Raw genomic sequence first — 20401 nt, forward strand, 5'->3', positions numbered from 1 at the left:
GCGACTTAGTCGGCCAGCTTCAGCGTTCCGTCGATGCGACGCGGCAGCGACCACGGATTGTCCTGGCGCAGCGCCGCGGGCAGAAGCGCATCGGGGATGTCCTGATAGCAGACCGGGCGCAGGTAGCGCGCGATCGCCAGCGTGCCGACCGAGGTAGTGCGCACGTCGGAGGTGGCGGGGAAGGGGCCGCCATGCACCATCGCATAGCCGACATCGACGCCGGTCGGCCAGCCATTGGCGAGCACGCGGCCGGCCTTGGCGGCGAGCAACGGCACCAGCTCGGCGGCGGCGGCATGATCGGCCTCGTCCATCATCAGCGTCGCGGTCAGCTGGCCTTCCAGCGACACGATCACGCGCTTCAGCTCGTCCATGTCCTGGCAGCGGATCAGCAGCGAGGACGAGCCGAACACCTCATGCCCCAGCGCCTGATCGGCGAGGAAGCTGGCGGCGTCGGTCGAGAACAGAGCGCCGCGTGCCTGGTTGACGCCTTCGCCGACGCAGCCGCGCGCGAGCGTGTCGACCGCATCATTGGCCTCCAGCGCCTCGACGCCCTTCTCGAAGCTGGCGTGGATGCCGGGGCTCAGCATCGTGATCGGCTTGCTCGCCGTCAGCGCCTCGCCGGCCGCCTTGGCGAAGGTGTCGAGTGCCTCGCTCTCGATGCCGATCAGCAGGCCCGGATTGGTGCAGAACTGACCCGCGCCCATCGTCAGCGAACCGACGAAGGCGGGCGCGAGCGCCGCGCCGCGCGCCTCGAGCGCGGCAGGCATCAGCACGACCGGATTGATGCTCGACATCTCGGCATAGACCGGGATCGGCTCGGCGCGGCTCGAAGCAGTCGCCAGCAGAGCGAGGCCGCCGCCGCGCGAGCCGGTGAAGCCGACCGCCTTGATGCGCGGATCGGCGACCAGCGCCTGGCCGAGCGCGATCGTCGGGCCGGGCAAATAGGAGAAGACGCCCTCGTGCAGGCCGCTCTCGGCGACCGCCTCGCGGATCGCGCGCGCGACGAGCTCACCGGTTCCGGGGTGCGCGGGATGGCCCTTCACCACCACCGGGCAGCCGGCGGCGAGCGCCGAGCAGGTGTCGCCGCCGGCGACCGAGAAAGCGAGCGGGAAGTTGGACGCGCCGAACACCGCCACCGGGCCGAGGCCGACATTGGCGCGGCGCAGGTCGGCGCGCGGCAGCGGCGCACGATCGGGCATCGCCGGATCGATCGTCGCGTCGAGCCAGCTGCCCTCGCGCAGCAATGTGGCGAACAGGCGCAGCTGGCCGGTGGTGCGGCCGCGCTCGCCCTCGAGCCGCGGACGCGGCAGGCCGGTTTCCTTCATCGCGCGCTCGATCAGCGCGTCGCCGATCGCGACGATCTTGTCCGCGATCGCTTCGAGGAAACGCGCGCGCTCCTCGGGAGCCGTCGTGGAGAAGGACGGGAACGCCGCGGCGGCCAGCGCGCAGGCGGCGTCGACTTCGGCCGGGCCGGCCGAGGCGAATTCGGGCTCGATCTGCGCGCCGGTGGCGGGATCGACCGCCGAGAAGAGTTCGGCCGACTGCTGCTCGGCCGCGCCGATCAGGATGGATCCGGTGATCATGGTCGTTCCTCTCGAATACTCAGACAATAAATAGCGGCGGGCTGCCGCGAGGACAAGCGCCGCTAGCGCAAAAGCGCGAGCGGGACGACCTCCCCCATGCGGCGATAGCCTTGGGGATTGGGATGGAGATGGTCGCCGCTGTCATAGTCCGACCGCAACCGGGAGGCATCGGCCGGGTCGCGCAGCGCAGCGTCGAAATCCACCACGCTGTCGAAATGACCGGGCGCGCGGATCCACGCATTCACCGCCTGGCGGTCGGCCTCGTTGGCGGCGTCGGGATGATAATAGGTCGAGCCGCCATCGGGCGTGATCGTCGCGCCGATTGCCTTGATGCCATGGGCGTGCGCGCGGGCGACGATCTGCGCATAGGCTTCGGTCAGCCGGCGAACCAGGGCGGCATGCTCGGCCGGCGACACGGGATGATCGCGGGTGAGGGTGCCGAGATCGTTGATGCCCTCCAGCACGATCACGGCGCGCGCGCCCGGCTGCGCCACCACGTCGCGATCGAACCGCGCGAGCGCGTTCGGGCCGAGCCCGTCGAGCAGCACGCGATTGCCGCCGATGCCGAGGTTGAGGATCGCCGGGGCATCGCCACCCGTTGCCTGCAGGCGCGCGGCAAGCCGGTCGGTCCAGCGGTCGTCGCCGTCGGTGGTCGCGCCGTGGCCGTCGGTGATCGAGTCGCCCAGCGCGACGATCGCGCCGCCGCAGCCTTCGCCCTCGACCCCTGCGACGAAATACCAATGTTCCATCGTGCGTCCACCGGTGAGCGCCGGCCGGTCGGCCTCGTTGCCCGGTACCAGTCGGGTGGTGGTACGCGCGCCGGGGTGGCTGGTGATGCCCGCGGGCGCCTCCGGGCTGTGCAGGCTGATCGACAGCACCGTGCCCGCCGGTGCGTCCAGCGCGATCGGATCGGACAGATAATCCGCGCCGGCGGGAATCACGACCGCGTCGCCGCCGCCGAACGATACGGCCCGCATCCGCGCGGGGTCGACCGCTGCCGCACCGCTGGCCGGGGCGACGCTCAGCCGAATATGGTCCAGGCGAAGCGGGGCGGTGCCCATCAGGTTCGACAGGCGGATGCGCATGCGGGTAGCGCCGCCGGTGAGCTTCACCGTCTGGCGCAATGTAGCGTCGGCAAGGTCGGCGGGCTTGAGCGGATCATCCCCGGCGACTGCCATCGGTGCGGCGCTCCACACGCCGTGCCACGTGCCGGCGCACGGCGCTCCCATCGCCCCGGATGCGATGAGCGCCGCCCCGAGCGTCAGCGTCATGCGGCCCATCGAACGATGCATAAGCGATCCTTTGCTGCATAACAAAAAGGCCGGCCTTCTCGCGAAGACCGGCCCAGCAGGGGTTGGCGTTGAGGCCGCGCTCAGAACGAGGCGCGGATGCCGAACAGATATTCGCGACCCGGATAATAGACGCTGTAGGGCGCATTGTCGTAGCCGAACGTCGTGCGGATCGGCGAATTGGTGATGTTCAGCATGTCGAACGTCAGGCGGAACGCCTTGTTCATGAAGGGCAGCTGGTAGCCGGCCGACAGATCGAGCTGGCCGCGTGCATCGTTGCGCAACGGCACGTTGATGCCGTTCTGCGGGCCGTTGATCGCGATCGACTTGTCGGTCCAGACATAGTTCACGCTCAGCGAGATGCCGTGCGCTTCGTAGAAGCCCTGGAGGTTGTAGCTCCACGGAGACACGCCCGGCGCGATCAGCCCGGTCGACGAGCTCTGGTGCAGATAGGTCGCGTTGGTGCGCAGGCCGATCCCCTTGATGAGGAAGTCGAGCGGCTGCACCCACGTCGCCTCGATGCCCTTGATCAGCAATTTGCCGTTGTTGATCGGCAAGGTGAGCTGGACGGGCAGATTGTCGATGCTGACGCCCGTATTGGCGGCGCGATTGGTGAGCGCTGCCTGCTGGGTCGTCACCAGCGCCGAATAAGGGATACCGAGCGAGCCGAACGTGACGTTCTGGGTCGTGTTGACGGTATAGCCGTCAATATCCTTCCGGAACAGATCGAGGCCGATATAGCCGATGCCGCCAGTATAATATTCGCCGCCGACGTCGATATTGTTGGACGTATAAGGCTTCAGATTCGGGTTGCCCGCGCTCGCGACCTGCGCCGACGGATCGGAGAAGGTCGTGCCCGGCAGCAGCAGGCCGGCATCCGCACGCGTCATCGTCTTCGATGCGGCGGCGCGCAGCTTCAGCTTGCTGCTGACGTCGTAGCTGACGTTCACCGTCGGCAGCCAGTCGTCATAGCTGGCGTTGATCGTGGTCTGGATGAAGCCGCTGGCGACCTGCACCGGGCTCGCCACGGTCTGATCGGTGTGGAAATAGCGCACGCCGAAGTTGAAGTGCATGTCGCGATCGAGGATCTTGGCGACCGCGTTCGCCTCGACATAGGCCGCCCACGTCTTCTCGCGAATGTTGCCGACCGATCCGCCGGTGACGGCACCCTTGGTCTCCGGCGCGTTGGCCGAATAATAAGCGTAGTTCGTCGCCTTCTCCAGGGCGGCGATATTGTCCATGATATACTTCGAATAACCGAAGTTGCTGCCGGACAGGTGGCCGAAGTCGCTGACGGTCGTCGGCATCAGATATTGCGCGAGCTGGGAGTTCGGCACCGATCCGGTGGTGCCGTCGCAGGTCGCGCCGCACACCGCGGTCTGGAACGCGGTCGAATTGTCATACGCCTTGATGATGCGCTTGGCGTCGTCATAGGCGAAGCCCGCCTTGATGTTGGCGTGGTCGTCGCCGAACGTCGTGTCGAGATGCGCACCCTTGGTGGTCGTCTCGCGAGAGATGTTCTGGACGTTGACGCGATACCATTTCCACCCGAGGTTCGGGTCGTTCAGGTTCACGTTCGGCGTGATCGTCGGCACGTCGCCGCCATTGTTGGTGTAGGCGACCTCGACGCCCGATTGCGGCGTCGTCTGGAAATCGAACTGCGGCTGCTCGCGGAAGAAAGTCGAGTGGCCGTAGTTGAGCTGCGCCTGGACCTTGATCTTGCTGGTCGGCGTCCACTCGGCATTCGGGTTGATGTTCCAGAACTTGGTCTTCTGATTGAAGATGTCGTTCTCGAGGAAGAAGCTCGAATTGGCGAAGGTGCCCGAAGTGACGATGTTGTTGGCGTCGGTGACGATGTTGAACGGCACCATGCCGCCGGTCGCGGTCGGCCCGGTGCCCGGGCCGGAGTTGCGGACCTGCCAGTTCATGTTGAAGCGGTTATAGTCGCGCTTCGAGACGTCGTAGAGGCCATCGACCGCGAAGTGCAGCGTGTCGCTGGGCCGCCACTCGACCGACAGCAATGCCGAGATGCGCGACCGGTCGCCGATCGTGATGCTGTCCCGGCCGAGGCGGGGGATCTTGGCAAGCGAGAGCTGCTGCAGCGACAGGCCCGACGTCGCGGCGAGGTTCAGCGGGGTGCCCGGCGTCAGGCCGTGGCCGGTATTGTTCGGCACGGTCGAGGCGTAGCTGAAACCGTTGCCGTCGAACGCGGTGTTGTTGCAGCCGGTGCCGCAGGCGAGGTTGCCGTCGGTCCAGCCGACCGTTTCGAACCCGTCGATCCGCTCTTTCTGCTTATAGCCCGAAAAGCCTGCGAGGATGCCGAACGTGTCGCCGAAGGTCGTGCTGGCGATCACCGCGCCGCGCGGCCCCCACTTGCTGTTGCTGTCGTGGCCATCGGCCTGCGCGATGACGTTGACGTGCGTGCCGGGGCGATCGAACGGCCGCGCATTGCGCAGGTTGACCACGCCGGCGATGCCGCCTTCCAGCGTCGAGGCGACCGGGGTCTTCGACACGTCGAGCCGCGTGAACAGCTCCGACGGGAACAGGTCGAGATCGACCTCGCGATTGGCGCTGCCGCCGTTCGTACCGCCATCGGAGGCGACCGCGATGTTCGTACCGTTGAGCAGCACCTTGGTGAAGCTCGGGCCGAGGCCGCGGATCGAGACCTGCAGGCCTTCGCCGTCGATGTCGCGGTTGATGTTGACGCCGGGGATGCGGTTCAGCGTCTCGGCGAGGTTGGTCGCCGGCAGCTTGCCGATATCCTCGGCGAAGATCGAGTCGCCGAACGAGACCGACGCCTTCTTGGCGTTGGTGGCGCTGGCGAGGCTGCGGCGGATGCCGGTGACGACGATGTCCTGCACCGCGCGGGCATCGATCGGCGCGGCCACCGGAGCACCGGCGGGCGATGCAGCGGGATCGTTCGACGACACGCCGCTCGCGACGGGATTGGATTGGTCGGACGGCTTGGCGGCCTGCGCAGGAGCCGGCGGGCCGGCCTGTGCCATCGCCGCCGAGGCGGTGACGATGCTGCCGAGCGCAGCGGCGCTCAGCAAGGTGACGCGGATCGACGAAGTACGGACGTTCATTTCAGTTCCCCTCCCTATGGGCCACGCTTGCTGCGGGCTCTCATTTCAGTTTGCTACGGCATGTTACCGTTACCAGCGCTACTCCGACAAAACGTGTCCGATTGTCAATCGGCTTTTCCGTAGGTGCGACGAAAAACGCGTGCTTCAGCGGTAGCGGTAGAGCCGCACCTTCTGGATCTGCCACCGCCCCGGCTCGAGCCGAATGTGGCGGCCCTGATGGATCTGGTCACCATTCAGGCGGCGGCCGTCGACCCATGTGCCGCTGGCGTCGAACGTGCCTTCCCACGCGCTGTCGATGCCCGCGATGGGCGCGCCGGGGCCGACCGGTTTGAAGGTGAACACCACGCCGCTGCCGGCGAGCAGATACTCCTCCGGCCCGGTCTGGATCGCGATCGCGCCATGGGCGGAGGTCTGCTGCTTGGCATCCCCCATGAACGGCACGACGAAGGTCGCCGTCAGGGCGTAATCGCCCATCGTCTGCGTCACCGGCGCGTCGAGCACGGTGCCATCGAACAGCACGCGCGGCTTGAACCCGGCGAGCTTGCCCGTGCCGGTCGCCGACAGGATCGCCGGGCTCAGTTGTTCGAGCACGGAATAGGCCTGCGCAAGGCTATTGTCCGGCTTGTCATCGATCGTCTCGATCTGAAACGGGCTGTAGCCCATCGTCTGCAGCGCGCCGACCGCATAGAAGCCGTTGGCGCCGGCCTCCGGAATCTCGGCGTTGTTCGCTTCCGGGATGAACATCGGATTGTCCGGGCGTCGATAATTGGCGGCGAGATCGACGAAGTTCGGGAAATAGACGTCGGGCGACAGCATATCGAGCGCGGGTGCGCCGGCCTTCCACACGTCGATCAGATGCGGCAGCGGGCCGCCGCTCGGATACTCGCCGGGCAGCTTGCCGGGGCGGTTGAGCGCGACGTTGACGTACATCGGCAGCGCATAGTGCTGCTTGCCCGCACGCGTGATCGCGTCGGTGTAGCGCGCGAAATTCCAGGCAGTGAAGATCTCGGCGCTGGTGTCGCCCCGGCCGAACAAAGCGGTCCAGTCGCCCTGCGTGCGCGCGCCGTTCGCCTCCCACGTCGCCTTGAGCCACGGCACCAACGTGGCGCGGTGCGCGACGAGATAGTCGGTCAATGCCTGCGGGACGGGCGCATGGAAGGCAGCGGTGGCGGCGGCCGAATAATCGCGCGCGACCGGCAGCATCGCGATTTCATTCTCGACCTGCACCATCAGCACGGTGTTGCGATCGCCATCGACCGCCTTGATGTGCGCCATGAGCGCGGCAAACGCCTTGGCGTCGGCGTCGCGGCTGGCGGTAGCGAGCGGCGAGAGAATCTCGACGCCCGATCCGTCGGGCAGTTCGGCGCGCGGGAAGCGGGCCTGATCGCGCTTCACCCACGCCGGCACATAGCTCGACATGCTGTTCTTCCACGCGCCGAACCACAGGAAGACGAGGTGCAGATCGTGCGCGCGCGCATTGCGGATCAGCATGTCGACCGAGGCAAAGTCGAACTTGCCCTCGCTCGGCTCGATCAATTCCCACGAGACCGGCGAGAGCACGGTGTTGAGGTGCATGGCGCGCAATCGCGCCCAATGCGGCGCCATATAGGCCTCGCTCGACGCGCTCGAATTGCCGAGCTCGCCGCCCAGCATCAGCATCGGCTTGCCCTGCACGATCAGGCGATAGGCGTCGCCCTGCGCTTCGATGCGCGGCGGCGCGGCGTCGGCATTCGCAGCGAGGGCTGCCAGCATCAGCGCGGCGAGGGGACGAGCGATCATAAGTGGGCCTTCCCGGGCAGCATGTGGGCAAGCGTCGCCCATGCGCCGCTCGCCTCGATCGAGGCGAGCGCGTGCGTGACGGCGTCGCGGAAGCGGGGGTCGGCGGCCAGCGCGAGCGGGACGACACCCTCGACCGCGGATAGCGCGGCGACCCGCGCCGCCGTGCTCTCGGCACCCGCGCTTGCGGCGGCAAGCTGGGCTGCCAGCGGATCATCCACGGTGAAGGGGTGACCGGCATCATCGACGCCCGATTGCCAGCGCATCCACGCCGCCACCGCGAGCGCCAGCATCGGGATCGGCAGCGCGCGCTCCAGCCGCACCGCGATCGGCGCGAGCAGCCGCTGCGGCAGCTTCTGCGATCCGTCCATCGCGATCTGGTGCGTGCGATGCTCCAGCGCGCCGTTGGCGAAGCGCGCCATCAGCGCGGTGCGGTAATTCTCCACGTCGAGTTCGGGCGGCGGCGACAGGGTCGCGGCGCTCTCGTCCCAGATCGCCTCGACCAGCAGCCGCCCCTCGACGCGCGCGACGACCTGATGAACGAACTCGATGCCCGCAAGGCCGCCGAGATAGGCGATCGCCGAATGCGCGCCGTTGAGCAGGCGCAACTTCGCCTCCTCCCACGGCGCGATCGCGTCGGTGAGCTGCACGCCGTGACGTGCGAACGGTGGCGCCTCGCCGCTGAACCGATCCTCGATCACCCATTGCAGGAAGGGTTCGGCCTTCACCATCGCGCGATCCTCGACGCCGAGCCGCTGCGCGAGCGCGGCAATGTCGGCATCGGTGGTAGCGGGCACGATCCGGTCGACCATCGACTGGGGGAAGCGCACTTCGCCTTCGATCCACCGGGCCAGCGCGGGGTCGGTCGCGGCGGCGAAGTCGATCGCCGCCCGGCCCAGCAGCACGCCGTTATGCGGCAGATTGTCGCACGACAGGATCGTGACCGGACCGAGCCCGGCGGCGCGGCGGCGCGCGAGGCCCGCGACGAGAAAGCCGACCGCGGTCGTCGGATGCGCGGGATCGGCAAGATCGTGCGCCACGTCCGGATCGTCGCGGTTCAATTGCCCGCCGACGAGCTTGTAGCCCTTCTCGGTGATCGTCAGCGTGACGAGGTGGAGGTCGGGCGACGCCAGCCGCGCGATCACCGCCTCGGGATCTTCGGGCGCGACCAAGACCTCGCGCACCGCGCCGATGACGCGCAGCCGCTCATCCTCGCCATCGCGCACGACCAATGTGTAGAGCCCGTCCTGCGGCGCGAGCTGTTCGCGCACCGCCGGCGAGCGTAGCGACACCCCGGATACGCCCCAGCGCAGGTCACCGTCGGCCAGCATGCGGTCGAAGATCGCCGCCTGATGCGCGCGGTGGAACGCACCGATGCCGAGATGGACGACGCCGATGCGCACCGCATCGAGATCATAGCGCGGCGTCGTCACGTCGGACGGCAGCGCCGCCAGCGCGGCGCGCGACAAGCGGGTCATGATAAGCGGGCCTTCCTCAAGCGAGATCATCCGGGCGGACCGGATCGTAGCGTGGCACGAGCAGGTGGATCGCCAACAGCGCTAACAAGTAGGCGCAGGCGGCGACGATGAAGATCGGCTGGTAGCTGCCGACACCTTGCAGGATCGCGCCGGCGAACTTCGCCATCAGCATCCCGCCGATCGCCCCGGCCAGCCCGCCGAGGCCGATCACCGATCCCGCCTGGCCGCGCGGGAACAGGTCGCCCGGTAGCGCATAGACATTGGCCGAGAAGCCCTGGTGGCAGGCGCAGGCGAGCCCGATCAGCAGCACCGCCGACCACAGGCCCGGCGCGTGGGTGGCGAAGGCGATCGGCAGCGCGAATAGCGCGCAGGCGAACATCGCGGTCTTGCGCGCGCGATTGGCGGTGCGTCCGCGCGCCAGCAGGCGCGACGACAGCCAGCCGCCGCCGATCGAGCCGACGTCCGCCATCAGATAGACCGCGACGAGCGGCGGCCCGAACTCCAGCATCTTCATGTGGAACTGCCGGTTGAAGAAATCGGGCAGCCAGAACAGGAAGGTCCACCACACCGGATCGATCAGGAAGCGGCCGGTGATATAGGCCCAGGTCTGGCGCAGCCTCAGCACCTTGCGGAACGGGGCGGGGCGCAGCAGCTCGGCCGGTTCGCTCTCGATCCACGCGCGCTCCTCGTCCGTCAGGCGCGGATGGTGCGCGGCAGGGCGGTAGAAGCCCAGCCACGCCGCCAGCCAGATCACGGTCAGCAGGCCGGTGAGGATGAACGCCATCCGCCAGCCCCAGGTAACCGCGATGATCGGCACGATCAGCGGCGTCGCGATCGCGCCGACATTGGAGCCCGCATTGAAGATGCCGATCGCCAGCGCGCGCTCGCGGCGCGGAAACCATTCGTTGGTGGCGGCGAGCGCCGCGGGAAAGGCGCCCGCCTCACCGATCGCCAGCGGCACGCGCGCGAGCGCCATGCCGGCGGTGGTGGTGAAGAGGGCATGCGCCATATGGCCGACGGTCCACAGGCTCACCGCCAGCGTATAGCCGATGCGCGCGCCGAAGCGGTCGACCAGCCGCCCGAACAGGACGTAGGCGATGCCGTAGGCGCCCGAAAACCAGATGGCGAGATCGGCATAGCCGGTCTCGCTCCAGCCATATCGCTCCTGCAGGAACGGCTTCAGCGTCGGCAGGACCAGCCGGTCGACATAGCTCAACACGACCGCCGCGAAGAGCAGCCCGCACACGATCCACCGCACGCGGCCGCGCGGCTTGACGAACGGGTCGTCGGCCATGCTCACCAATTGGTCATCGTGCCGTCTTCCAGCCGGTTCACCGGCAGGAAGGCGCGCTTATAGTCATGCTGCGCCGCCAGCACCTCGTCGATGCCAACGCCGAGGCCTGGCTTGTCGCCCGGATGCATCATGCCGTCCTCGAAGGTGTAGGCATGCGGGAAGACCGCGTCGGTCTCGGGCGTATGGCGCATATATTCCTGCACGCCGAAATTGGGCACCGACAGGTCGAAGTGCAGCGCCGCCGCCATGCACACCGGCGACAGATCGGTCGCGCCGTGGCAGCCGGTCTTCACCTGATAGAGGTCGGCGAGCGCGGCGATGCGGCGCAGGTGGGTGATGCCGCCGGCATGCACCACGGTCGCACGGATATAGTCGATCAGCTGGTTCTGGATCAGATCCTTGCAGTCCCAGATCGTGTTGAAGATCTCGCCGACCGCCAGCGGGCTGGTGGTGTGCTGGCGGATCAGGCGGAACGCCTCCTGATTCTCGGCCGGGGTCGCATCCTCCAGCCAGAAGGGGCGATATTGTTCCAGATCCTTGCCGAGCCGGCCCGCCTCGATCGGTGTCAGGCGGTGGTGGATGTCGTGCAGCAGGTGCACGTCCCAGCCGAGCGCCTCGCGCGCCGCCTTGAACAATTCGGGCACGATGCGGAGATATTTGCTGGTGTTCCAGACATTCTCGGTCGGCAGGTCGGCGTCGGCCGGCTCGTAGAAATATTTGTCCTTCGACACGCCGTAGGTGGAGGCCATGCCCGGCACGCCGCACTGGATGCGGATCGCCTTGTAGCCCTGCGCCTGATATTCGAGCGCGGCCGCGATCGTGTCGTCGATCGAGGTGCCGTTGGCGTGGCCATAGACCATCACGCCCTCGCGGCTGGCGCCGCCGAGCAATTGGTAGACCGGCAGGCCGGCGATCTTGCCCTTGATATCCCACAAGGCGGTGTCGACCGCGGCGATCGCGCTCATCGTCACCGGGCCGCGCCGCCAATAGGCGCCCTTGTACAGATATTGCCACACATCCTCGATGCGGTGCGCGTCGCGGCCGATCAGGCACGGGATGACGTGATCGGTGAGGTAGCTCGCCACCGAAAGCTCGCGGCCGTTCAGCGTCGCGTCGCCGAGACCGTAGACCCCTTCGTCCGTCTCGATCTTCAGCGTGACGAAGTTGCGGCCGGGGCTGGTGACGATGACCTTGGCATTGGTGATGCGCGGCATTGAATCTCTCTTCAGGCGATGGTGAGGGATACGGACTGGAGGTCGCGGCTATTGGGGCCGGTCATGATCGCGAAGGTGCCGGGCTCGACCACCTCGCGCATGTCGAGATTCCACAAGGCGAAGGCGTCGGGGCCGAGCGTGAAGCGCACCGTGCGGCGCGCGCCGGGCGCAAGCGTGACGCGCTCGAACCCCTTGAGCGCCTTGATCGGCCGGGTGACGCTGGCGACCTCGTCATGCACGTACAATTGCACCACCTCGTCGCCCGAACGCGCGCCGACATTAGCGATGTCGACCTCGACCGTCACCGTGCCGGCCGGGCCGATCGTGGCGGCGGACAGGCGCGGCGCGGACTGGGTGAAGCGGGTGTAGGACAGGCCGAAGCCGAACGGAAAGAGCGGCTCGGTCGTGTCGAACAGATAGCCGCGCCGGGCCGATGGCTTGGCATCGTAGAAGACCGGCAGCTGGCCGACATGGCGTGCCACGGTGACCGGCAGGCGCGCGCCCGGATCGGCATCCCCGAACAGGATCTCCGCGATCGCGGTGCCGCCTTCCTGCCCGGCATACCAGCATTCGATCAGCGCGTTGGCGCGGCCGACGACGGTCGGCCACGACGGTGGCCGGCCGTTGATCGCGACCACCACGATCGGCTTGCCGAGCGCGTGTAGCGCATCGAACAGATCATTCTGCTCGCCGATCAGGTCGAGCCCGGTGCGGTCGCCCAGATGGCTCTTGGCATAGCCCTCGCGGCTGGTCTGCTCGGTGTCGCCGATGGCGAGCAGAATCAGGTCGCAGCCGCGCGCCGCCTCCACCGCCTCGGCGATCAGTTGATGGTTGCGCGCCGGGTCGGCCAGCTCGACAAGATTGGCGCCGCGATCCTCGCTGCGGGTGATGAACACGCCCTGCGCGTGGACGATTTCCGCCTTGCCCTTCAGCCGCGCGCGAACGCCGTCGAGCAGCGACACCGCCTGCTTCGGCTCGGACGAATAGCCGCCGAGCCGGGCGATCGCCGCGTTGGGCCCGATCACCGCGACGCGCTTGTGCGCGCCGGCGGCGAGCGGCAGCGTGCCATCGTTGACCAGCAAGGCGATCGACTTGCGCGCCGCCTCCAGCGCCAGCGCGCGCGCGGCGGCGTTGCCGGTCAGCTTCGCGGCGGCAGCGGCATCGGCGAACGGCTGCTCGAACAGGCCGGCGCGGAACTTCATCGTCAGCATGCGGCGGCAGGCGGTGTCGATCGCCGCCATCGGCACGCGGCCGGCCGCGGCCGATGCGCCCAGCGTGCGATACGCCTCGCCATCGGGCAGGTCGCAATCGACGCCCGCCGCCAGCGCCAGCGCCGCCGCGCCCGGAATATCGGCCGCGACATGGTGGTTGGTGGCAAGCTCGGGAATCGCGGCATAGTCGCTCACGATCGCGCCGTCGAAGCCCCACTCGCCGCGCAGCACCTTCGTCAGCAGCCAGCGGTTCGCGTGGCTCGGCACGCCATCGATCTCGTTATAGGAGGGCATGACCGCGCCGATCCCGGTGCGCGTCACCACCGCGCGGAACGGCGGGAAGAAGAAGTCGCGCAGCTCGCGCTCGGCCACCGGCGCGGGCGCGGTATTCTCGCCGCTCTCGGGCTGGCCGTGGCCGGTCATGTGCTTCAGCGTCGCGAACACCTTGCCCGGCGCCAGTTCCTTGGCTTTGCCCTGCAGGCCGGTGACCGCGGCGACGCCCATCTCGCCGCACAGATAGGGATCCTCGCCGAACGTCTCCTCGATCCGCCCCCAGCGCGGATCGCGCGCAATGTCGACGACGGGGGAGAGCGCCAGCACGGTGCCGTGCGCGCGCACCTCGCTGGCGATCACCGCATTGACGCGCTCGACCAGATCGCGATCGAACGTGCCCGCCAGCGCGATCGCCTGGGGGAAGCTGGTCGCGTCGGGCGCCATATAGCCGTGCAGCGCTTCCTCGTGAAACAGGATCGGGATGCCGAGGCGGGTGCGCGACATCGCCCAGTGCTGCGCGGCATTGACCCACGCGATCGTCTCGGCGGGCGTGCGATAATGGCCGCTGACGTCGGTGCCGGTGTTGGCGGCGGTCGCCGCCCCAGCGCGGTCGGACGGGCGCGCGACCTGCCCGATGCCGTCGGGGAAGGCCGTGTCGGCCATGGCGGGATCGAAGCGCAGGTCCGCACCCATCACCAGCCGCTTCCGCGTCGAGATGGTCGTGATCTGCGCGACCTTTTCGGCCAGCGTCATGCGATCCATCAGGTCGGCGACGCGCAGGTCGATCGGCGCGGTTGGTTGCTTGTAGAGCGGCACGGCGCCCTTGGGCGCGGCGAGCAACGGCCGGCCGCCGAAGGCGAGCAGCGACGTGCCGGCGAGCGCCGCGATCATGCCACGACGGCTGAGGCCGGCATTATCGATCGGGGGAATCAAGCGCGCGCGGCCCGTCCGGTGGGCGTCACGCTTGCTTTTCCGCGATTGGCTTTCATCCTGTCCTCTCGGTGCATGTCGCGCCGTTGACTGGCGTCTTTATTGTGATAGCGCTACCATCTCACGCGCGTCGGCGGCTTTGTCAATGCCTCCTCCGCGACGCGAATGCCACCGGCATCGAAGGGAAGAGAGGATGAAGGGCATGTTCCGTCGGGCGATGGCCGCGATGCTGGCATCGGCCGCCTTGCTTGCGCCGCTGGGCGCCGCGCGCGCCGAGGATGGCTATCAATTGTGGCTGCGCTATCCCCGTCTGGCGGAGGCGCCGCGCGCCGCGCTTGCCGCGCGCGCGGGTGCGATCGTCGCACTGCATCGCTCGCCGACGATCGACGTTGCCGTCGCGGAAGTGCAGCGCGGACTGGCCGGCCTCACCGGTTCCGCACCCGCCGTGCTCAGCCAGCCGCAGGGCAATGCCATCGTCCTCGCGACGGTGCCCGAGGCGGCACGGCTGGGCATTGGCGGGCTCGACGCGGCGCCGCTGGGCGAAGAGGGCTTCCGCATCGTCAGCCGCAGCGTCGCGGGCAAGCCGGCGCTGGTGATCGTCGCCAATAAAGATGCCGGGCTGCTCTACGGCGCCTTCCGCCTGCTCGAACTGGCCGAGATGGGCACGCCGCTCGACACGATCGACGTGACGAGCGCGCCCAAGCTGCAGCTGCGCATGCTCAACCACTGGGACAATCTCGATCGCTCGGTCGAGCGCGGCTATGCCGGCCAATCGATCTGGGACTGGTGGAAGCTGCCGGGCTATGCCGATCCGCGCTACACCGATTATGCGCGTGCCAACGCCTCGATCGGCATCAACGGCACGGTGCTCAACAACGTCAATGCGGTGAAGGAAAGCCTGACGCCGCGCTACATCGCCAAGGCGGCGAAGCTGGCCGACATCTTCCGCCCCTATCATATCCGCGTCTACCTCTCGGCGCGCTTCTCCGCGCCGATCGAGCTCGGCCATCTCAAGACCGCCGATCCGCTCGATCCGGCGGTGCAGGCATGGTGGAAGGACAAGGCCGACGAACTCTATCGCGCCATCCCCGATTTCGGCGGCTTCCTCGTCAAGGCCAATTCGGAGGGGCAGCCCGGCCCGCAGGATTATCACCGCACCCACGCCGAGGGCGCCAACCTGCTCGCCCGCGCGGTCGCGCCGCACGGCGGCATCGTGATCTATCGGGCCTTCGTCTACTCGCAGGATAATCCCAAGGATCGCGCCCGCCAGGCCTATGACGATTTCAAGCCGCTTGACGGGCAGTTCGATCCGAATGTGATCGTGCAGGTGAAGAATGGCGCAATCGACTTCCAGCCGCGCGAGCCGTTCCATCCCTTGTTCGGCGGCATGCCCAAGACGCCGCTGATGGCCGAGTTCCAGATCACTAAGGAGTATCTCGGCTTCGCCACCCACCTCGTCTATCTCGGGCCATTGTTCGAAGAGGTGTTGCGCAGCGACACGCTGGCGAACGGCCGCGGCAGCACCGTCGCGCGCGTGCTGGAGGGCAAGGTCGCGCCCGAGCGGCTGACCGGCATGGCCGGCGTCGCCAATATCGGCGACGATCGCGACTGGAGCGGATCGACCTTCAACCAGGCCAATTGGTACGCCTATGGCCGCTTCGCGTGGGATCCCGAGGTCTCGGCCGAGGCGGTCGCGCGCGAATGGACCGCGATGACCTTCACTCCCGATCCGCGTTTCGTCGGCCCGGTGGTGGCGATGATGATGGGCTCGCGCGAGGCGGCGGTCGACTACATGACCCCGCTCGGCCTTGCCCACCAGATGGCGACCGGGCACCATTATGGGCCGGGGCCGTGGGTCGGCAATCTCGCCCGGCCCGACTGGAACCCGACTTATTATGCGCACGCCGATGCGAGCGGCATCGGCTTCGACCGGACGAAGAGCGGCAGCGACGCGGTGGACCAATATGCCCCCGCGCTCGCCCGGCTGCTGGCCGATCCGAAGACCACGCCCGAACGCGACCTGTTGTGGTTCCACCATGTCGGCTGGGATTACCGGATGCAGTCCGGCCGCACCTTGTGGGACGAGATGGTGACGCATTATGATCGCGGCGTCGCGGACGTGGCGGCGATGCAGCGCACGTGGGCGACCCTGCGCCCCTATGTCGACCCGGAGCGCTACGCCCAGGCGGAAGCCTTCCTCATCGCCCAACATGACGAGGCCGTGTGGTGGCGCGACGCCAGCATCGCGTGGTTCAGCACCAAGTCGCAACGCCCGCTGCCGGCCGGTGCGGCGCCGCCCGCGCACAGCCTCGATTATTACGAGGCGCTGCAATTCCCCTTCGCGCCAGGCCATCCGGGCGGGTGAGGGGGGAGCAAGTGTCGGCAGTCGCCCGCTCTTGACAAGCTGGAACAAAAACAGTACAAATACTGGCGTAGGCGTAAGTCCGCTCTTTGATATCGTCGATCCCACCCCGAATCGCCGCCGGCCGCTTCGGGGGAAGGGGTGTCGACCCCCGACGTGGTGCCACCTTTGTCACCTTCCGGGCCGCGCCAGCCGATTCGCGAGAGAGATCGGCACGACCGCTTTCGCCTCAGTTGCTAACGTCAGCATGACCGTGCAGCATCCCCGAAAGCGGACGGAGGATGCATGCGTTACCCGCGATCAGTGGTCCTGGCGTTGGGCCTTGGAATCGCTGTTCCAGCGCACGCCCATGATGCTCGCTGCGATAAGTCGATTGATCTGGTTCAGCCCCGACACGGCATCATAAGCAATGCGCAGATTGCGAGCGCGGTTGCTCTCGCGTACCTTCTCCCTGTCTACGGCCGCGATGTCATTGATCGCCAACTGCCGTTGCGCGCTACCCTGCACGACGAGGTATGGACGGTAGAGGGAGTGCCTAAGCAAGGCTCGATTGGCGGTAATGCAACGATTGTCTTGTGTCAGCGGAACGGGGCCGTCTTACGCATGATCCATTCGAAGTAGGAGGGCAGCAACCGCCCCAGTTGCAGCCTTCAAGGCGAGGTCAGATCGCGGCGGCATTTCGAACAGAACTGGCGTGGCCACGGATGGTGGATGTGCATGAATCCCACTCTCGTGGTGAACGGGGAGGTCCCGCATTCGGGGCAGCGGAAGAGCCACATGGAAGCCACCCCATGAGCGAGCCAAAACACCATTCCGGGGAATGCCCCTACGAAACCCCAACGGGTTAACGGCCAGAATAGCCATAACGGTGAGGCCGCCAAAACAAGCACGCTCCAAGCAACGAACAGCCATGCTTTGGGATAGAGCGGCATACCGGACTAATTACAACACAGGCCGCCCCTCGCCAACGGCAACTAACCACCAACCGCAGGCCTAACTAGCGGCGCATGCCGTCGAACCCGCCGCGTCTGCTCGCATCGATAGATTGTCTGTTTCGCTAAAGGTTGGCACACGATCAGTGTGAGTAATCCAAATACGCGACGCATCCTTAACGGCTTCGCTTTTGCCGCCGTGGTGGCGGCTTACTTCTGGCGCCCTTGGTCATATGGCACAACGCTGGGAAGGTTCGATCCCTACGGTGGCACTCCTTACGCCAAATTCGACTACCACGGGCTCGGGGCGTTGACGGGCTGGATAATCGCCTTCGCCTTCGCATATCCTTTCATGCGGATTGCTTCAAAAGTGCTTCTGCACCCGGACGCGCGGCTCAGCATGTTCCGATCCTGTCGGAACAAACGCGTCACCGCTTGTTCGTACCTGGTCTCCCTCGGCATATCGATGCCTACGTTCTGGCAATTGGCCGCCATGACGAAACTTCCTTTGATCGTAGCGGCTCCCTGCGTGGCGAGCTCCCTAGTATGGCTCTGTGTGGTTGAGATCATAAGGTCGACGGCAGCCGGGAACGAGGACGTTGTAGAGGAGGAAGGGGTGGCCGCTGCGGCGCTTGCCCTACTAATCACGGCCCCCAAGGTGACCGTTATTTTGCTTTCGAGCCTCACCGTTTGAGCGGTTGCTAACGCCCCACTTGCGGACATTCCCGAGATTGTCGAAGCTCAACTTATGAGCGTTACCGAACATGCGGAGCAGATTGTGCCTGCGATGCTCATCGTCGGAGATCGACCGGCACTTTTGATCGCGAGTGAGGAAAGCCTGATCGCAGGACTCAGTCAGATCGACGACCTTCGCGACGGTGCTTTCGTTGCGCTTGAGAGACAGCCGAAGCACTACATCAAGGCGAGCCGCAGGGGCGCGGGCGCTTTTTGGTCTGTATCCTTTCGCAAAGGCCCAATCTGGACATTGAACGGCTTTTCGCTTGGCGAGACAGAATACAGTGATCGCATGGTCAAAGAGAGCCGCAATGCTGGCTCACCTTGGAACAGGCTCAAGACGGCGTTGGTCGCGCCCGCTCCAGAGAACGCGCTGACGGCGAAACATGTGGAGGGCCTTTTCAAGGCATACCTCCTTGGCACTGAGTTTCCAATCGCACCGGGAGTGGGAGGCGCTTGACTGGCTACTTCCCACCAGTAACGGACGCTAACCTCGAGCGACCGGCACACGGCTCAAAAGCGCGTACCTAAGATCCCGGCCGCGACACTGCGTAGGGTCCGATCAGGGTGCCGACGAAGCCGCCGGCCTTGTTGGTCGACAGGATCGTGCCGTCGGCGTCCCTGAGCAGGACGTGCCACTGGCCCGGCGTCGTCGCGTAGCGGAAGCTGTACGCGCCGCCGTTCGCGTCGATCCCCAGATACAATGGCGCGCCCGGACTGCCCGTGAAGGGCACGCGCGCAATCACCACGCCGTCCTTGTCGTCGCCGGGCCCTGCGCGGCGTTCGACGTGCAGCTCGGTCTTCCCATGATCGCGGGCGAGGCCGACGAAATAATAGAAATCGTCATTCTGCACCGCCGCCAGCCCGGCTTTGTCGCCGTCGCGCGCGGGGGCGAAGCTGAGCGCGGTCTCGACATGTGCTTTGATATGCTGCTGGCGTCGGCCGACGAACGAGGGGTTGGCCATGTCGCCGAGCCGTTCTGGGCGCGGCTGCAGCGTCAGCCCGCCGCCGGTGCGATACCAGCGCGTCGCCGGGTTGCGCATCATCATCCATTCGGGCGGCAGCGATGCGCCCGCAAAGTCGGTGCGGATGTGGAGCGGGCCGCTCGTCGGCGGGGCGGTGGGGCCGTGCGGCAGCTTCGGCGCGGGCGCCGTCATCGGCACCGCCTGACCGTGCGGCAGGATCACCGGCCAGCCGTCGGTCCATTTGACCGGCAGCAGGAAGGTCTCGCGCCCGGTATTGTAGAGGTCGCCCGCATAAGGCCGCGTGCCGAGGAACACCGACCACCAGTCGCCCGACGGCGTCTCGATCAGGTCGGCATGGCCGGTCGAGGTGACGGGGTAGGGGCGGTCGGCGGGCAGGTCGCGCTGCGTCAGGATTGGGTTGCCCGTCCACGGCACATAGGGGCCGGTGACGCGGTCGGCGCGGAGGATCACCTCGCTGTGCTTGACGCTGGTGCCGCCCTCGGCCGCCATCAGATAATAATGGCCGTCATGCTTGTAGAGGTGCGGCCCCTCGATCCACGCCGGGTTGGTCGAAGGATCGACGCCCGCGTCGAGCAGCACCTTGCGCGGGCCGATCATCTTCTGCGCGCGCGGATCATATTCCTGGATCCAGATCGCGCGATGCCCGTCATAGCGCGGCGTCTCGACCGGGGCGCCGTTGTTGACGATCCAGGCGCGGCCGTCATCGTCGAAGAAGATCGACGGGTCGATGCCGTCGACCTCCTTCAGCCACACGGGGTTGGACCACGGCCCGGCCGGGTTGGCGGCGGTGACGATGAAGTTGCCGCCGCAATTCACGCAGGTGTTGATGACGTAGAAACGGCCGGCATGGTGGCGGATCGTCGCCGCGAATACGCCTTCGGAGATCTTGCGCTCGGTGAAGTTCAGCTGGCCGGGACGGTCGATCACGTTGCCGATCTGCGTCCAGTGGACCAGATCGGTGCTGCGGAACACCGGGATGCCGGGGAAATAGCTGAAGGTCGAGGTGACCAGATAGTAGGTGTTGCCGACCCGCTCGACGCTCGGATCGGAATAGAAACCCTGGATGATCGGGTTGCGATACTCGCCAGCGCCGGGCCGGCGCACCGCGTCGACCGGATCGGCACCGCGATAATCGACCCACGCAAAGTGCGCGGCGCGATCGGGCGGGGGCGCCGCGCCGATCGCCGCCAGCGCGCCCGCGATCAGCAGCGTGCGCCGCCCGCGTCCCGGAAAGGAGCGACCGGCGCCCACG

At 67.0% G+C, this 20401-nt stretch carries 13 protein-coding genes; 3 read left to right on the forward strand and 10 right to left on the reverse strand.

The window, feature by feature from the left end; genetic code table 11:
* Positions 1-5 precede the first annotated feature (5 nt).
* From K8P63_RS08620 to K8P63_RS08655, 8 genes are all read right to left on the reverse strand, one after another.
* Positions 6-1583, reverse strand: a complete 1578-nt coding sequence (locus K8P63_RS08620) for an aldehyde dehydrogenase (NADP(+)) (protein WP_223799393.1) — start codon at positions 1581-1583, stop codon at positions 6-8.
* 62 nt (positions 1584-1645) lie between these two features.
* Positions 1646-2875 (reverse strand): SGNH/GDSL hydrolase family protein, encoded by a 1230-nt coding sequence (locus tag K8P63_RS08625; RefSeq protein WP_223799394.1) that lies wholly within the window; start codon positions 2873-2875, stop codon positions 1646-1648.
* A gap of 80 nt (positions 2876-2955) precedes the next feature.
* Positions 2956-5958 carry a TonB-dependent receptor gene (locus tag K8P63_RS08630; protein WP_223799395.1) on the reverse strand — a complete coding sequence of 1001 codons (3003 nt, stop codon included), beginning with the start codon at positions 5956-5958 and terminating at the stop codon, positions 2956-2958.
* 144 nt (positions 5959-6102) lie between these two features.
* On the reverse strand, positions 6103-7737 hold the full coding sequence (locus K8P63_RS08635) for a GH35 family beta-galactosidase (RefSeq protein ID WP_223799396.1): 1635 nt from the start codon (positions 7735-7737) through the stop codon (positions 6103-6105).
* The gene (locus K8P63_RS08640; RefSeq protein ID WP_223799397.1) at positions 7734-9212 is read right to left on the reverse strand and encodes a mannitol dehydrogenase family protein; all 1479 of its coding nucleotides are present in this window, start codon (positions 9210-9212) and stop codon (positions 7734-7736) included. Before K8P63_RS08640 ends, K8P63_RS08635 begins: the two co-directional genes overlap by 4 nt.
* A gap of 16 nt (positions 9213-9228) precedes the next feature.
* Positions 9229-10506: an MFS transporter gene (locus K8P63_RS08645; RefSeq protein WP_223799788.1), complete on the reverse strand. Its 1278-nt coding sequence runs from the start codon at positions 10504-10506 to the stop codon at positions 9229-9231.
* A 2-nt stretch (positions 10507-10508) separates the two neighbouring features.
* The gene (manD, locus tag K8P63_RS08650) at positions 10509-11720 is read right to left on the reverse strand and encodes a D-mannonate dehydratase ManD (protein WP_223799398.1); all 1212 of its coding nucleotides are present in this window, start codon (positions 11718-11720) and stop codon (positions 10509-10511) included.
* Positions 11721-11731: 11 nt separating this feature from the next.
* On the reverse strand, positions 11732-14095 hold the full coding sequence (locus K8P63_RS08655) for a glycoside hydrolase family 3 N-terminal domain-containing protein (RefSeq protein WP_223799399.1): 2364 nt from the start codon (positions 14093-14095) through the stop codon (positions 11732-11734).
* Positions 14096-14336: 241 nt separating this feature from the next.
* Here K8P63_RS08655 and K8P63_RS08660 point away from each other — a divergent pair, with 241 nt between their 5' ends.
* Entirely contained in the window at positions 14337-16499 is a 2163-nt protein-coding gene (locus K8P63_RS08660) for an alpha-glucuronidase family glycosyl hydrolase (RefSeq protein ID WP_223799400.1), read from the forward strand.
* A gap of 297 nt (positions 16500-16796) precedes the next feature.
* On the opposite strand, the gene K8P63_RS08665 is transcribed toward K8P63_RS08660, so the two are convergent.
* Complete coding sequence (locus tag K8P63_RS08665) at positions 16797-16979, reverse strand: hypothetical protein (protein WP_223799937.1); 183 nt, start codon at positions 16977-16979, stop codon at positions 16797-16799.
* On the opposite strand from K8P63_RS08665, the gene K8P63_RS21005 reads away from it, so the two are divergent.
* On the forward strand, positions 16968-17117 hold the full coding sequence (locus K8P63_RS21005) for an NTF2 fold immunity protein (RefSeq protein WP_398288867.1): 150 nt from the start codon (positions 16968-16970) through the stop codon (positions 17115-17117). The two genes, K8P63_RS08665 and K8P63_RS21005, sit on opposite strands and share 12 nt — an antisense overlap.
* Positions 17118-18176: 1059 nt before the next feature.
* The gene (locus tag K8P63_RS08675; protein ID WP_223799401.1) at positions 18177-18623 is read left to right on the forward strand and encodes a hypothetical protein; all 447 of its coding nucleotides are present in this window, start codon (positions 18177-18179) and stop codon (positions 18621-18623) included.
* Positions 18624-18690: 67 nt separating this feature from the next.
* Here K8P63_RS08675 and K8P63_RS08680 read toward each other — a convergent pair whose 3' ends face one another.
* Positions 18691-20400 carry a glycoside hydrolase family 43 protein gene (locus tag K8P63_RS08680; RefSeq protein ID WP_223799402.1) on the reverse strand — a complete coding sequence of 570 codons (1710 nt, stop codon included), beginning with the start codon at positions 20398-20400 and terminating at the stop codon, positions 18691-18693.
* Position 20401 lies beyond the last annotated feature (1 nt).

It is taken from the genome of Sphingomonas nostoxanthinifaciens (assembly GCF_019930585.1).
GTDB classification, from domain to species: Bacteria; Pseudomonadota; Alphaproteobacteria; order Sphingomonadales; family Sphingomonadaceae; genus Sphingomonas_I; species Sphingomonas_I nostoxanthinifaciens.

What these genes read in the sequence shown, in the direction of transcription:
- K8P63_RS08620 (WP_223799393.1), bottom strand. Translation starts at nt 1,583, where the DNA reads ATGATCACCGGATCCATCCTGATCGGCGCGGCCGAGCAGCAGTCGGCC.
- K8P63_RS08625 (WP_223799394.1), bottom strand. Translation starts at nt 2,875, where the DNA reads ATGCATCGTTCGATGGGCCGCATGACGCTGACGCTCGGGGCGGCGCTC.
- K8P63_RS08630 (WP_223799395.1), bottom strand. Translation starts at nt 5,958, where the DNA reads ATGAACGTCCGTACTTCGTCGATCCGCGTCACCTTGCTGAGCGCCGCT.
- K8P63_RS08635 (WP_223799396.1), bottom strand. Translation starts at nt 7,737, where the DNA reads ATGATCGCTCGTCCCCTCGCCGCGCTGATGCTGGCAGCCCTCGCTGCG.
- K8P63_RS08640 (WP_223799397.1), bottom strand. Translation starts at nt 9,212, where the DNA reads ATGACCCGCTTGTCGCGCGCCGCGCTGGCGGCGCTGCCGTCCGACGTG.
- K8P63_RS08645 (WP_223799788.1), bottom strand. Translation starts at nt 10,506, where the DNA reads ATGGCCGACGACCCGTTCGTCAAGCCGCGCGGCCGCGTGCGGTGGATC.
- manD (WP_223799398.1), bottom strand. Translation starts at nt 11,720, where the DNA reads ATGCCGCGCATCACCAATGCCAAGGTCATCGTCACCAGCCCCGGCCGC.
- K8P63_RS08655 (WP_223799399.1), bottom strand. Translation starts at nt 14,095, where the DNA reads ATGATCGCGGCGCTCGCCGGCACGTCGCTGCTCGCCTTCGGCGGCCGG.
- K8P63_RS08660 (WP_223799400.1), top strand. Translation starts at nt 14,337, where the DNA reads ATGTTCCGTCGGGCGATGGCCGCGATGCTGGCATCGGCCGCCTTGCTT.
- K8P63_RS08675 (WP_223799401.1), top strand. Translation starts at nt 18,177, where the DNA reads ATGAGCGTTACCGAACATGCGGAGCAGATTGTGCCTGCGATGCTCATC.